Here is a 13197-nt window from a genome sequence, read left to right on the forward strand (position 1 = left end):
TCTCGCCTCTTACTCCGCCGCCACCAGAGCGGGTTCAGCCTTCGGATTGGCCGCATATTCGTCGATGCGCCGCTCGATCTCGCCGCGGAAATGGCGGATCAGGCCCTGGATCGGCCACGCCGCCGCGTCGCCCAGCGCGCAGATCGTGTGGCCCTCGATCTGATGGCTCACCTCGAGCAGCATGTCGATCTCGCGCTTCTGCGCCTCGCCGCGCGCCATGCGCTCGACGACGCGCCACATCCAGCCGGTACCTTCCCGGCACGGCGTGCACTGGCCGCAGCTCTCGTGCTTGTAGAAATAGGAGATGCGCGCGATCGCCCGGATGATGTCGGTGGACTTGTCCATGACGATCACGGCGGCCGTGCCCAGACCGGTCTTCAGATCGCGCAGCGTGTCGAAATCCATCGACAGGTTCTGGCAGGTGTCGGCCGGCAGGCACGGCACCGACGAGCCACCGGGGATGACGGCCAGCAGGTTGTCCCAGCCACCGCGCACGCCGCCGGCATGCTTGTCGATCAGCTCGCGCAGCGGGATGCCCATCTCTTCTTCCACGTTGCACGGCGTGTTCACGTGGCCGGAAATGCAGAACAGCTTGGTGCCGGTGTTGTTCGGCTTGCCGAGGCCCGCGAACCAGGCCGCGCCGCGGCGCAGCACTTCCGGAACGACGGCGATCGACTCGACGTTGTTGACCGTCGTCGGGCAACCGTAGAGGCCCGCGTTCGCCGGGAACGGCGGCTTCAGGCGCGGCATGCCCTTCTTGCCCTCGAGGCTTTCGAGCAGCGCGGTCTCCTCGCCGCAGATATAGGCGCCGGCGCCGTGATGGACGTAGATGTCGAAGTCCCAGCCGTTCTTGTTGTTCTTGCCTACCAGACCGGCCTCGTAGGCCTCATCGATGGCGGCTTCCAGGTGCTCGCGCTCCCGGATGAACTCACCGCGAACGTAGACGTAACAGGCATTGGCGCGCATTGCGAAGGACGCGATCATGCAGCCTTCGATGAGCTGGTGCGGCTCGAATCGCAGGATGTCCCGGTCCTTGCAGGTGCCGGGTTCGGATTCGTCGGCGTTGACCACCAGGTAGTGCGGCCGTTCGCCGACTTCCTTGGGCATGAACGACCACTTGAGCCCGGTCGGGAAGCCCGCGCCGCCGCGGCCGCGAAGCCCCGAGGCCTTGACCTGGTCGATGACCCAGTCCTGCCCCTTGGCCAGGATTTCCTTGGTGTTCGACCACGCCCCCCGGCTGCGCGCGCCCTTCAGGCGCCAGTCGTGGATGCCGTAGATGTTGGTGAAGATGCGGTCCTTGTCGGAAAGCATTGGCTATTTCCTCTTTCCGGTCCGCTTGGAGAATTCGGTCTCGCCGCCCTCCGCAAGGGTCTTGGCCTGGGAAATCCAGTCCTCGCGGCCGATGCGGCCCTTGAACTTCAGGTAGCCGTCGACCCACGCGACCTGATCCGGCGTCAACGCGGCGATCTGGTCAAAGTGGAAGATACCGAGCGAATGCAGCAGACCCTCGATCTTCGGGCCGACGCCCGAGATCTTCTTCAGGTTGTCCGCCTTGCCCTCGCGTGGCGCCTCCAGGCCTGTCGGCTTGTGTTCGTCGGACAGCGCGGCCGGCTCGGCCTTCGCCGGCTTCGCCGGTGCCTTCTTCGGCTCCTTGGCAGTCTTCTCGGCGGCTGCCTTGTTGGGGGCCGCCTTCTCGGTGGCTGCCTTGGCAGCGGTAGCCTTCGCGGCAGGCGCCTTGGCGGGCTTCGCCTCGCCGTTCAGAACGGTAGGCCCGCCCTGCGGGGCGGAATAGTGCCGGTCGACCTGCGGCCCCGGCTTCGGCGTCCGGCCCGCGGCGAAATCGTCCAGCAGTGCCTCGAAGCTCTCCGGTGTCAGATCCTCGTAAGTGTCCTTGAACACCTGCACCATCGGCGCGTTGACGCAGGCGCCCAGGCACTCGACCTCTTCCCAGGAGAAATCGCCGTCGGCGGACAGCTCGTGCGCGTGCCCGGCGATGCGCTTCTTGCAGATCGAAATCAGGTCGCCCGCCCCGCGCAGCATGCACGGCGTCGTGCCGCAGACCTGCACGTGTGCCTTCTTGCCGACCGGCTGGAGCTGGAACATCGTGTAGAAGGTCGCGACCTCCAGCACCCGGATGTTCGGCATGTCCAGCATCTCGGCGACACAGCGGATCGCGGGCTCGGAAACCCAGCCTTCCTGTTCCTGCACCTTCCACAGAAGCGGAATCACGGCCGAGGCCTGGCGCCCCTCGGGATAGCGTTTGATGGCTTTTTCGGCCCAGGCCGCGTTGTCCGCCGTGAAGGCGAACGAGGCGGGCTGTTCGTGCCAGAGACGACGCACAGACATCAGCGATCCACCTCGCCGAACACGATATCGATAGAGCCGAGGATGGCGGAGACGTCCGCCAGCATGTGCCCCCGGCACAGGAAGTCCATTGCCTGCAGATGCGCGAACCCGGGCGCGCGGATCTTGCAGCGATACGGACGGTTGGAACCGTCGGACACGAGATAGACGCCGAACTCGCCCTTGGGCGCCTCTACGGCGGCGTACACCTCGCCCTCGGGCACCTTGTAGCCTTCGGTGTAGAGCTTGAAGTGGTGGATGAGCGCTTCCATCGAGCGCTTCATCTCGCCGCGCTTCGGCGGCACGACCTTCTGGTCGGTCGAGCTGACCGGCCCCTGCCCGTTCGCCGATGAGAGCTTCTCGACGCACTGCTTCATGATGGCGGTCGACTGGCGCATCTCCTCCATCCGGATGAGATAGCGGTCGTAGCAATCGCCGTTCTTGCCGACGGGAATGTCGAATTCCATTTCCTCGTAGCACTCGTAGGGCTGCGCCTTGCGCAGGTCCCACGCCGCGCCCGAGCCACGCACCATCACCCCGGAAAAACCCCAGGCCCACGCGTCCTCGAGTTTGACGACGCCGATGTCGACGTTGCGCTGCTTGAAGATGCGGTTGTCGGTGAGCAGCCCCTCGATGTCGTCGCAGAGTTCGAGGAACGGATCACAGAACGCGCCGATGTCGTCGATCAGGTCCGGCGGCAGATCCTGGTGCACGCCACCCGGCCGGAAATAGGCCGCGTGCATGCGCGCGCCCGACGCCCGCTCGTAGAAGATCATCAGCTTCTCGCGCGCCTCGAAGCCCCACAGCGGCGGGGTCAGCGCGCCGACGTCCAAGGCCTGCGTCGTGACGTTGAGCAGATGCGACAGGAGCCGGCCGATTTCCGAGTAGAGCACGCGGATGAGCTGCGCGCGCCGCGGCACCTCGATGCCGAGCAACCGTTCGGTGGCGAGCGCGAAGGCATGCTCCTGGTTCATCGGCGCGACATAGTCGAGCCGGTCGAAATAGGGCACCGCCTGCAGATAGGTCTTGTACTCGATCAGCTTCTCGGTGCCGCGGTGCAGAAGGCCGATATGCGGATCCACCCGCTCGACCACCTCGCCGTCGATCTCCAGCACCAGGCGCAACACGCCGTGCGCGGCGGGATGCTGCGGCCCGAAGTTGATCGAGAAATTACGGACTTCCGCCTCAGCCATCACGCGACTCCGGCTTTCCAGTCATCATGGCGATCAGTTCCGGGCCGGTCATCCGTTGTGTCTCGTTGGCGAACGCATAATTGGACGGCTGCTCGTCGACGAAAATCTCGCTGACGAACCGGAACGCCGCCGGATCTTCGAAGGCTTGCGCCGAAACCGCGGTATGCGATCCGTCGCTCATGCGCCAGTACAGCGTCGATCCGCATGACGAGCAGAATGCGCGCTCGCCCCACTCCGACGACGCGTAGACGCCAAGGCTGCTGTCGTCGCCGACCTCGATGGCGTCGCACTCGACCGCCATGAAGACGCCGCCGGACCAGCGCCGGCACATGCTGCAATGGCAGACCGCCATCTCGTCGCTCTTGGGCGTCGCCGTAAAGCGCACCGCCCCGCACAAACAGTGGCCTTGCCGGTTCTCCCCGCTCACGAGCCAGCTCCCTTACCCGCCTTCTCGTCGCCCGGCAGCACGTAGTCCACGCCCTCCCACGGCGACAGGAAGTCGAAGTTGCGGAATTCCTGGTTGAGCCTGACCGGCTCGTAGACGACCCGCTTGGCCAGGTCGTCGTACCGCACCTCGACGAAGCCGGTGAGCGGAAAATCCTTGCGCAGCGGATGCCCCTCGAAACCGTAGTCGGTGAGCAGGCGCCGCAGGTCGGGATGGCCGGAGAACAGAATGCCGTACAGGTCGTAGGCTTCCCGCTCGAACCAGTCAGCGCCCGGCCAGAACTCGGTGAGACTGGGCACCGGCGTCGCCTCGTCGGCGGCGACCTTTACCCGAATTCGCTGATTCTGGCGCGGCGACAGGAAGTGATAGACGACATCGAAGCGCTGCTCGCGTTCCGGCCAGTCGACACCGCACACGTCTATAATGCAGACGAACTGGCAGCGCGCGTCGTCGTGCAGGAAACGCGCGGTCTCGAGCAGCTTGCCGGTGGACACCGTCAGCGTCAGATCGCCATGGGCGACGGCCCACGTGACATTGTCCTCCCCAAGGGCTTGGACAATGTACTCGGCAAGTTCGGTCAGGGCCTCGTCCATACCGCTCCTCTCGGAATTCCGCCGGTTCTGGAATCAGCGTTCGATCGTGCCGGTGCGCCGTATCTTCTTCTGAAGAAGCAGCACGCCGTAGAGCAACGCTTCGGCGGTCGGGGGACAGCCGGGAACGTAGACGTCGATCGGGACGATCCGGTCACACCCGCGAACGACGGAATAGGAATAGTGATAGTAGCCGCCGCCATTGGCGCAGCTGCCCATGGAGATGACATAGCGCGGCTCCGGCATCTGGTCGTAGACCTTGCGCAATGCCGGCGCCATCTTGTTGGTCAGCGTGCCGGCCACGATCATCACGTCGGATTGGCGCGGGCTCGCGCGCGGTGCAAAGCCGAATCGCTCCGCGTCGTATCGCGGCATCGACATCTGCATCATTTCGACCGCGCAGCAGGCGAGCCCGAACGTCATCCACATGAGCGAGCCGGTCCGCGCCCAGTTGATCAGCTCGTCGGTCGCCGTGACGATGAACCCCTTGTCGGCGAGCTGGGCGTTGATATCGGTAAAGAACGGATCGTTCGCTCCGACCGGGCGCCCTGTCGCAGGATCGATGACGCCCTGCGGCGCCGGCGCAACGAGCGGCTGGTCCTTATGGATCAATCCCATTCCAGTGCTCCCTTACGCCATTCGTATATGAAGCCGATCGTCAGCACGGCAAGGAAGACCATCATCGACCAGAAACCGAAGAGGCCGACTTCCTTGAAGGCGACCGCCCAGGGAAAGAGGAATGCCACTTCCAGGTCGAAAATAATGAAAAGGATCGAAACGAGATAGAATCGCACATCGAATTTCATGCGGGCATCGTCGAACGGATCAAATCCGCACTCGTACGCCGACAGCTTCTCCGGATCGGGATTCCGATAGGCAATAACGAAGGACGAGACCATCAAGGCCAGCCCGATCACCGCCGAAATTCCGATGAATACCGCGACGGGCAGATAGTCGTGTAGGATGTCCGGCATGTCGCCTCGGCACCGGTTCTGCGCCGACGCGGAAATGCCCGGCGCGGGTCGAATAACGGCGGTAGGCTTAGCCCACGCTCCGGATGAGGGCAAGCGTACGAAGGCCCAATTTTCCACGATTTTTTGACTGTTGCCGGCATTCTATTCCACCATGGATGGTACATATGCCAATATGCCGCCCGCGACGCAGCCTGCTGCAGCGCACAACTGCGGCATTTTGCCAGCCCCCGATGCGGGGGATTCTGTAGCGTGCTTATCTTGTTCCAGGAGTACCCGGTGTCGGTCGGACGGAAAGTTTTGCCACTTGCGCTGGCCGGCCTGGTGCTCGGCGGCTGTGCGAATTCGCAACAAAGCCCCCAGACCCAGTCCTTCGGCTTCGCCACCAACGGCGAGTCCGCACCGCCTCCGGCGTTCCGGCCCGCTTCGGCGCCGGCCCCGAACGCCTACGCGCCGCGGGTCGATATCCCCGTCGGCGCGCCGATCGTCGAATTCCGCTCCCGAACCGGCCCGGACATCATCGGACATACCTATCTGGTCTTCGGGTATCAGGGCGAGAACGGCACGATCGTGGAGCCGGACCAGATCGGCCTGTATCCCAAGGATTTGTCCGGATTCGCCGTCGGCATGGGCGGGATGGCGGAAGCCACCACCGAGCCGGTTTCCCTCGACATCTCGATTCCGCCCAGCAATGTCTACCGCCACCAGTTGACCGAGGACGAATACGCACGCCTGTCGGCGGCTGCTGCGGCCGCGCGCGCCAATCCGCCGAAGTGGAATTGGACACGGTACAACTGCAACACCTTCGTGGCCGACATGGCCGAGACCGCGGGCATGCAGACGCCCGCCGGCGGCACGCTGCTTGCCCCGGTTCTGTTCGTCGAGAAGCTGAAGTCGTTGAACACCTGACCGGCCGGATAGCCCCGGGAAGTTGAACGGTCGGGAACCGAACGGTCGGTGATGGAACAGGCGGGACCGGAACGGGCCCCGCCTTCGCCGGGAATCAGTCTTTGTCCCGTTGGTGTCCCTGGGATTTCACCGCGGAATGCCGCCGGTGGTCACCCGGTGGCGAGAACAGATGTTCCGGAACGGCGGCAGGCGATTGGTGCGGCCTGCGGCACCAAGCGCACAGATGAAACGAAAGATCACGGGGTCCCGAACAGGACGGACAGAACCTCGATCCAGACACAGCGATTCTCCATTTTAGGGCTGCATTAAAAGGGGGATATGAGTCGTTCGGCTTCTCCGAAGCCGTCGCATCGACAAACATTTGAATGGGTCTGTGAATTCGTCGGCGCCTACGCCGCGCTGCGGCGGTTAAACGGCCAAGACGGGATTTCCAGCGGCGCGAAGCTCTCGGCATCAGCGCGGCCCCAGCGGACATACCAATCGGCAAGCTCCGGGATTTCCTCGCCTGAAACGAGAAAGCCGTCCGGCAGATAGGGATGGGCCTCGTTGCCATCGAGGAAGCTGTTGTCTTCCTGACGGAACATGAGGTGATAGGGCAGGAAGTCGCTGGGGTGCTTGAGGCCGGCTGCACCGGCGATCTCGCCGAGTGCCTTCATGGTATTGCGATGGAATCGCGCGACCCGCTCACTCTTGTCGCCGACGTCGATCGCCCGCTGACGAACCGGGTCCTGCGTCGCGATTCCGACCGGACAGCAGTTTGTGTGGCAGGACTGCGCCTGGATGCAGCCGACCGCGAACATGAAACCGCGCGCGGCATTGCACCAGTCCGCGCCCAAAGCCAGCGTGCGGGCGATGTCGAACGCGGAGACGATCTTGCCGGCCGCGCCGATGCGGATTTGATCGCGAAGCCCTGCCCCGCGCAACGTGTTGTGAACGAAGGTCAGCCCTTCCAGCATCGGCATGCCGACCCGGTTTGCGAACTCCACCGGGGCCGCGCCCGTTCCGCCCTCCGCACCGTCCACCACGATGAAGTCGGGCACGATGCCGGTCTCAAGCATCGCCTTGACCATGCACATGAATTCGCGGCGATGGCCGATGCACAGCTTGAACCCGACCGGCTTGCCGCCGGAGAGGTCGCGCAACTGGCCGACGAACTGCATCAGGCCGATCGGGGTCGAAAAGGTGCTGTGCGCCGCCGGAGAGACGCAATCGATCCCCATAGGGATACCGCGCGCCTCGGCGATTTCAGGCGAGATCTTGGCTGCCGGCAACATTCCGCCATGGCCGGGCTTGGCCCCCTGGCTCAGCTTGATCTCGATCATCCTGATCTGGGGGTCGGCGGCGAGTTCGGCGAACTTCTCCTGTGAGAATCCGCCATCCTCTCTGCGGCAGCCGAAATAGCCCGACGCGACCTGGTAGATCAGGTCGCCGCCGCCCTCGCGGTGATAGCGGCTGATGCTGCCCTCGCCGGTATCGTGCGCGAAGCCGCCCTTGGCCGCACCGGAATTGAGCGCCAGAATCGCGTTCGCGGACATCGAGCCGAAACTCATCGCCGAGATATTGAAGAGGCTGGCGTCGTAGGGCTGCTTGCAGGCGGGCCCGCCGACACGCACCCGGAAATCGGTGTCGGCAATCGACGTCGGGGTCGCCGAATGCGTCAGCCACGCATAGCCCGAGCCATAGACGTCTTCCATGGTGCCGAAGGGCCGCTTGTCCTCCGCGCCCTTGGCGCGTTGATAGACAAGCCCCCGCTCCTCCCGGCTGAACGGCACCTCGTCGTGATCGCTCTCGATGATGTACTGGCGGATTTCCGGCCGGAAGCTTTCCAGCAGGAAGCGGATGTGCCCCGCGACCGGATAGTTGCGCAGGATCGCATGCTTGCGCTGGCGCAGATCATGGATGCCGAGCAGGAACAGCGCGCCCGCGAGGATCGCCGGGACAAGCAGCCACGCGCTGTAGAGGGCGGCGCCGACGAACGAGGCGAGCGATACGAGCGCCACGATGACGAAAACGGCGTAGCGTTGGTAGTTGTAGAGGATCTTCATCATCGCGGAGTGATCAGTCGTAACGTTCCGGAGGGACAGGGAATTGCGCGGATCGACATGGTAGTGTCGTGGTGGCGACCGACGCCAGCCACACGCGTCCCGAACCATGGCGGATATTCGTGAAGAATTGCTTCAGGTCCGGATCGCTGGACTGCCGCTTACCGTATGTCCTGTCGACCGTGGCACCGGACCGGGACGCCTTTGCACGTCCCGGTCCGATACGCGAACCAAAAGATGGGGCAACGTGCCGCATCCTTCCGGATTCGCAACGATCTAGAAATCCGCGCCTTCCAGCTTGGCGATCAGCGCGTTGCGGTCTTCTACCGATTTGATCCGCACCGTCAGTGCCGTGCTTTTCGACGGCACCTGCGGCGGCAACGAAAACGCGACATCAGGCAGGGCCTCGGCCGCCCACTGTTTGAAGCGGGGCAGCTTGTTCGGGCCGCGGAGAGGAAAGGTGTGGCTGTATCTGAAGCTCATTGCTGGCTCCTTTCTGCAAATGCAGGGAACCGCCCGCGCACACCCGTGCGCGGCGCCGGTTCTCCAGTTCTCGATTTCGGGGTGACGGTCTGTCCTGGTGCCGCTCTTGCCATCGCAGGTAGCGACACCAGGCTGTCAGCCGATTTTCGGGTTGCCTTTGAGAAGAGCAGATGTCGCGGCGCGGACGCGCAGCATGCCCGATGTTTCGACGTCACTGTCCATCGGGACACCGTTCCGTCTGCACCATTGTGTCCGGCCGCCCCTTGCCGCGGGACCGGACGAAATCGGCAAGCTCGGCATCGTCGAGCCGGTCGGCGGCCTCCTCCACGGAGAACCAGCGACGCTGCCTCTGCTCCTGCTCCCGCCAGGTGCTCAGCGTGCCGTGCACCCTCATGCCGAACACGGTGACGCGGCACGGCTCGACCGAGCCGTCGTCCAGGGTTTTCATATAGAGATAGTCGGTCAGCGGGCCGGGATGGATGTCGCCGATCACCCCGGCCTCCTCGAACGCCTCGCGCGAGGCGGCAATGACCGGCGGCTGATCCTCGATCGGCCATCCCTTGGGTATGATCCAGCGCCCTCGCCTGCGCGAGGTGATCAGCAGGATCCGCATCTTCCCGTCGCGCCGCGTGCGCCAGGGCAGCACACCGAACTGCTGCAACGCGGCGCCATCGGTATCGGAATCCGACGGACCGACCCATGTCTCGACAGTCATTGCAGGCCTCCCTCGCCAAGCGACGAACCGGACGCCGGCGGAGACTCCCGCTTGGTATCGGTGCGCGGAGTCGCGAGTTGCGTCGGAACGGCTTTGAGGGTCTTGCACCACGGGCAGCGGTTGGCCGCGAGTGGAAGCTGCCTGTTGCAGGCGGGACAGAATGGACGGGATCGGGAAAGGGCCATGAATTCGCTCCGACGCGACGACGCGTGAGCGTCGCAGAAATGAACCGCGGTTCTTGAAGATTGGTCCCCGGAGCGGAGGAAGTATTGCGGCGTTATGGGTTCACGGGACGCCCGCTCCGGGTTGCAGAGCGTGGTTGATCCGTGAGCCTCGATGTCCTGACGAGCGTTCTCATGCACATGCTGTCCATCTAGGCATCGATTGTGGCGAATTGAAGGGCCAGCTCTGTCCCGCCGCCTTATTTCCCACTTTATTTCAGTGCGTTACGCGGGTCGCCCGCTATTGCCCGGCGCCAGCGCACGAGAGCGAGGCCGGGCGCGCGGCCGCGTGTTTGCCTTCCCATCGCGGGTCGCGAAGTACGCGCCTGGCGCTGACCTGGAAAACGCTTTCGACAAGCGCGTCCGTGAGCACCGCACTTACCGGTCCGTCGGCGACAATGCGTCCTTCGGCGACGACGATGATCCGGTCCGCGTAATCCGCGGCCAGGTTGAGATCGTGCAGTATCGCCAGCCCGCCGCCACCGGCGCGGACATGCTCGCGCGCGATGTCGAGGATCCGGAACTGGTGACGGATGTCGAGGCTCGCCGTCGGCTCGTCGAGGAACAGCCAGTTGGCGACCTCGCCTTCTCCAGCCCGCTCCGCTGATGACCACTCCACCGCCGGCCCGAGCTGGCAGAGCACGCGGGCAAGCTGAACGCGCTGCTGTTCGCCGCCGGACAGCCGCTGATAGTACCGCGCCTCGTAGCCGACGAGATCGACCTGCCGCAGCATGTCGCTGATCGTCGCTTTCGCTGCCCGGCTTGCGTTCGCGCCGGCCCGCAAACCGAGCGCCACCACCTCGTGCACCGTGAACGGGAACGCCAGATGCTGGGACTGCGAGAGGACCGCGCGCCGCCGGGCCAGATTGCGTCCGTCCCAACGCGCGATCGGCGTGCCGTGGAAACGGACCTCGCCCGATGAGGGCTCGAGATCGCCGATCAGCGTGCGCAACAGCGTCGTCTTGCCGGCGCCGTTCGGACCGATGATGACGGTGAACTCCGCCGGCGACAGACGCAGGCTTGCTCCCTTCAGCACCTCCCGCCCCGCGAGGCGAACCGTTACCGAATCGGCTTCCAGCATCTCAGAGATCCACGATCGAGCGCTGCCGGAGCAGCAGCCAAAGGAAGAACGGCGCACCGAGGATCGCCGTGACGATGCCGATCGGCAGTTCCGCCGGCGCCACCACCGTGCGTGCGATCATGTCCGCCCCCACCAGCAGGACCGCACCGAGTAACGCGCAGGTCGGCAGCAGCCCCGCGTGACGCGGGCCGATGACCAGGCGCAGCAGATGAGGCACGACGATGCCGATGAAGCCAATGGGTCCGGCCACGGCGACCGAGGCGCCGACGGCCGCGGCGACCGCGAAGATCGCCAGCCTCTTGACCGACTGGACCGGCGTGCCGAGATGGCGCGCCTCCCCTTCCCCGAGCAGCATGGCGTCGAGCCCAGCGGCCAGTCCCGGCAAGACGGCCAGCACAAGAATCAGGAACATCGTGGCGACCCCGACCTTCTCCCACGTCGCACCGGTCAGGCTGCCGAGCGTCCAGAAGGTGAAGTCGCGAAGCTGCCGGTCGTCGGAAACGAAAATCAGCATGCCCGTCGCCGCCCCGGCGAGCGCGCCTATGGCGATTCCGGCGAGCAGCATGGTGGCGACCGACGTGCGCCCCTGCCGCGTCGCGATGGCGTAGAGCAGGGTCGTGGTGATCAGCCCGCCGATGAAGGCGGCGAGCGGCAGCATACAGAAGGCCAATCCGCCGAGAACCGCGCCGAGCGTCCCGGCACCCAGCACGATCACCGTCACCGCGGCGAGCGCGGACCCGGCGGTCACGCCGACGAGCCCCGGATCGGCCAGGGGATTGCGGAACAGCCCCTGCATGACGGCACCGGAGACCGCGAGCGCGGCGCCGACGACGAGGCCGAGTAGCGTCCGCGGCAGCCGGATGTCGAGAACGATCATCGTGTCGCCGGCGCGCTCGCCGATGTCGAAGAGCGCCCTGGCCGCGCCGGCTGGGGTGAACCCGCTCGGGCCGACGGCAAGCGAAAGGAACCCGGTGACGACGACGAGACAAGCCAGCACGCCGCCCAGCAGAACGGCATGGCCGGAGCGGTCTCCCGGGGAGCGCCGCAGCGAGATGGCCAGGCTCATTGCGCCGTCGCCCATGCGCGCGCAGGCAATTCGGGCAGGTCGTGCCCAGGATGGATCGCCGCAGCGAGATCGCGGACCGCATGGGCGACACGCGGACCGAAGCCGAGCAGGTAAAGCCCGTCCATCGCGACGATCCGGCCGTCCTGCGCCGCCGGCGTATGCGACAGCGCCGGATGCGACCGGACCTCTTCGAGGCTCGCCGCGTGATCACCCCGGGCCATCATGACGATGACCTCGGGCGCGGCTTCCAGCACCGCTTCGTCGTTGACCGGCTTGAAGCCGGAGAAGCCCGACAATGCGTTTTCCGCCCCGGCCAGTTCGATCATGGCGGCGGCCGACGTGCCCTCGCCTGCCGCCATCACGCGGCCATTGGCGAGCGACAGAATGAACAGGACTTTCGCGGGGCTTTCGATCCGGCCAACGGCCTCCCGAACGACGGCGAGATCGGCCGCCACCGCGCCTGCCAGCGCCTCACCGGCCTCCTCCGCGCCCATCGCCTTCGAAACGAATCGGATCTTGTCGGCGACGCCACCGGCGTCGGCCCGGCTCGGCACCAGCACGAACGGAACGGACGCGGTTTCCAGGAGCGCGATCGCCTCGGGCGGTCCGGCGCCGTCCTCGGCGAGGATCAGGCTCGGCTCCGTCGACAGCAGGCCTTCCGGCGACAGCGCCCGCATGTAGCCGACATCGGGCTTCTCGGCGAGCGCGCGCGGCGGATAGAGGCTCGTCGTGTCGATCGCCACGATTCGGTCATCAAGGCCGAGCGCGTAGAGGATCTCCGTGACCGCCCCGCCGACCGAGACGACTCGACCGCGATCTTCGACGACCACCGGGCGTCCCGAGGCATCGGTTATCTCCACCGGGTTCGAGTGGGCGATTTCGGAATGGGCAGTTTGGGACTGGGCCGGTCCGGCGGCGATGAATAGGGCCAGAGCGCCTGGCATCACCGATCGCAAACAACGGCCGGCCAAGGCATGCGAGGCAAACGATCGAGGCCCTTCGGGCACGGTCATGGGCGGTCTCCCGGTTCGAAAAAAGGGACTCACGAACGAGGCGCTGATACGCCTTCCATTAAACTTGACTGTAATAGTCGTATTAAACTAGAACGCAAGCTATTGGCAATCGACGCCTCCCGCCG

Annotated in this window: 14 protein-coding genes; 1 reads left to right on the forward strand and 13 read right to left on the reverse strand. The window is 65.2% G+C overall.

Annotated features, from left to right (window positions below):
* Positions 1–9 precede the first annotated feature (9 nt).
* Genes nuoF through MUB46_RS21270 form a run of 7 tightly spaced genes read right to left on the reverse strand, consistent with a single transcriptional unit; the run spans position 10 to position 5545 of the window.
* Complete coding sequence (gene nuoF, locus MUB46_RS21240; protein WP_261617982.1) at positions 10–1311, reverse strand: NADH-quinone oxidoreductase subunit NuoF; 1302 nt, start codon at positions 1309–1311, stop codon at positions 10–12.
* Between the two features lie 3 nt (positions 1312–1314).
* Positions 1315–2346, reverse strand: a complete 1032-nt coding sequence (gene nuoE / locus MUB46_RS21245) for an NADH-quinone oxidoreductase subunit NuoE (protein ID WP_261617983.1) — start codon at positions 2344–2346, stop codon at positions 1315–1317.
* Positions 2346–3536, reverse strand: a complete 1191-nt coding sequence (locus tag MUB46_RS21250; protein ID WP_261617984.1) for an NADH-quinone oxidoreductase subunit D — start codon at positions 3534–3536, stop codon at positions 2346–2348. The genes nuoE and MUB46_RS21250 overlap by 1 nt, the downstream gene beginning before the upstream one ends.
* A complete protein-coding gene (locus MUB46_RS21255) occupies positions 3529–3963 on the reverse strand; it encodes a GFA family protein (RefSeq protein ID WP_261617985.1) in 435 nt (144 codons plus the stop codon). Before MUB46_RS21255 ends, MUB46_RS21250 begins: the two co-directional genes overlap by 8 nt.
* Entirely contained in the window at positions 3960–4574 is a 615-nt protein-coding gene (locus tag MUB46_RS21260) for an NADH-quinone oxidoreductase subunit C (RefSeq protein WP_261617986.1), read from the reverse strand. Before MUB46_RS21260 ends, MUB46_RS21255 begins: the two co-directional genes overlap by 4 nt.
* Positions 4575–4607: 33 nt before the next feature.
* Positions 4608–5189 (reverse strand): NuoB/complex I 20 kDa subunit family protein, encoded by a 582-nt coding sequence (locus tag MUB46_RS21265; RefSeq protein ID WP_261617987.1) that lies wholly within the window; start codon positions 5187–5189, stop codon positions 4608–4610.
* Positions 5180–5545 carry an NADH-quinone oxidoreductase subunit A gene (locus MUB46_RS21270; protein WP_261617988.1) on the reverse strand — a complete coding sequence of 122 codons (366 nt, stop codon included), beginning with the start codon at positions 5543–5545 and terminating at the stop codon, positions 5180–5182. Before MUB46_RS21270 ends, MUB46_RS21265 begins: the two co-directional genes overlap by 10 nt.
* A 249-nt stretch (positions 5546–5794) precedes the next feature.
* Between MUB46_RS21270 and MUB46_RS21275 the strand changes: the two genes are divergently transcribed.
* Positions 5795–6451 (forward strand): hypothetical protein, encoded by a 657-nt coding sequence (locus MUB46_RS21275; RefSeq protein WP_261617989.1) that lies wholly within the window; start codon positions 5795–5797, stop codon positions 6449–6451.
* A 389-nt stretch (positions 6452–6840) separates the two neighbouring features.
* Here the strand turns inward: MUB46_RS21275 and MUB46_RS21280 are convergent, their stop codons facing one another.
* The 6 genes from MUB46_RS21280 to MUB46_RS21305 all read right to left on the reverse strand — a co-directional run bounded on the left by MUB46_RS21280 (position 6841) and on the right by MUB46_RS21305 (position 13003).
* Positions 6841–8499: an FMN-binding glutamate synthase family protein gene (locus MUB46_RS21280; protein ID WP_261617990.1), complete on the reverse strand. Its 1659-nt coding sequence runs from the start codon at positions 8497–8499 to the stop codon at positions 6841–6843.
* 270 nt (positions 8500–8769) lie between these two features.
* Positions 8770–8976: a hypothetical protein gene (locus MUB46_RS21285; protein WP_261617991.1), complete on the reverse strand. Its 207-nt coding sequence runs from the start codon at positions 8974–8976 to the stop codon at positions 8770–8772.
* Between the two features lie 211 nt (positions 8977–9187).
* Positions 9188–9691: an NUDIX hydrolase gene (locus tag MUB46_RS21290; protein WP_261617992.1), complete on the reverse strand. Its 504-nt coding sequence runs from the start codon at positions 9689–9691 to the stop codon at positions 9188–9190.
* A gap of 462 nt (positions 9692–10153) precedes the next feature.
* Positions 10154–10993: a heme ABC transporter ATP-binding protein gene (locus MUB46_RS21295; protein ID WP_261617993.1), complete on the reverse strand. Its 840-nt coding sequence runs from the start codon at positions 10991–10993 to the stop codon at positions 10154–10156.
* 1 nt (position 10994) lies between these two features.
* Positions 10995–12059 (reverse strand): FecCD family ABC transporter permease, encoded by a 1065-nt coding sequence (locus tag MUB46_RS21300; RefSeq protein ID WP_261617994.1) that lies wholly within the window; start codon positions 12057–12059, stop codon positions 10995–10997.
* Positions 12056–13003, reverse strand: coding sequence for a heme/hemin ABC transporter substrate-binding protein (locus MUB46_RS21305; protein ID WP_261617995.1), 948 nt, complete (start codon positions 13001–13003; stop codon positions 12056–12058). Before MUB46_RS21305 ends, MUB46_RS21300 begins: the two co-directional genes overlap by 4 nt.
* Between the last annotated feature and the right edge of the window lie 194 nt (positions 13004–13197).

It is taken from the genome of Microbaculum marinisediminis, assembly GCF_025397915.1.
In the GTDB taxonomy this organism is placed as follows: Bacteria; Pseudomonadota; Alphaproteobacteria; order Rhizobiales; family Tepidamorphaceae; genus Microbaculum; species Microbaculum marinisediminis.

Coding starts and splice junctions, on each gene's coding strand:
- nuoF (WP_261617982.1), bottom strand. CDS start 1,311: ATGCTTTCCGACAAGGACCGCATCTTCACCAACATCTACGGCATCCAC.
- MUB46_RS21290 (WP_261617992.1), bottom strand. CDS start 9,691: ATGACTGTCGAGACATGGGTCGGTCCGTCGGATTCCGATACCGATGGC.
- MUB46_RS21270 (WP_261617988.1), bottom strand. CDS start 5,545: ATGCCGGACATCCTACACGACTATCTGCCCGTCGCGGTATTCATCGGA.
- MUB46_RS21260 (WP_261617986.1), bottom strand. CDS start 4,574: ATGGACGAGGCCCTGACCGAACTTGCCGAGTACATTGTCCAAGCCCTT.
- MUB46_RS21285 (WP_261617991.1), bottom strand. CDS start 8,976: ATGAGCTTCAGATACAGCCACACCTTTCCTCTCCGCGGCCCGAACAAG.
- nuoE (WP_261617983.1), bottom strand. CDS start 2,346: ATGTCTGTGCGTCGTCTCTGGCACGAACAGCCCGCCTCGTTCGCCTTC.
- MUB46_RS21265 (WP_261617987.1), bottom strand. CDS start 5,189: ATGGGATTGATCCATAAGGACCAGCCGCTCGTTGCGCCGGCGCCGCAG.
- MUB46_RS21305 (WP_261617995.1), bottom strand. CDS start 13,003: ATGCCAGGCGCTCTGGCCCTATTCATCGCCGCCGGACCGGCCCAGTCC.
- MUB46_RS21300 (WP_261617994.1), bottom strand. CDS start 12,059: ATGAGCCTGGCCATCTCGCTGCGGCGCTCCCCGGGAGACCGCTCCGGC.
- MUB46_RS21250 (WP_261617984.1), bottom strand. CDS start 3,536: ATGGCTGAGGCGGAAGTCCGTAATTTCTCGATCAACTTCGGGCCGCAG.
- MUB46_RS21280 (WP_261617990.1), bottom strand. CDS start 8,499: ATGATGAAGATCCTCTACAACTACCAACGCTACGCCGTTTTCGTCATC.
- MUB46_RS21295 (WP_261617993.1), bottom strand. CDS start 10,993: ATGCTGGAAGCCGATTCGGTAACGGTTCGCCTCGCGGGGCGGGAGGTG.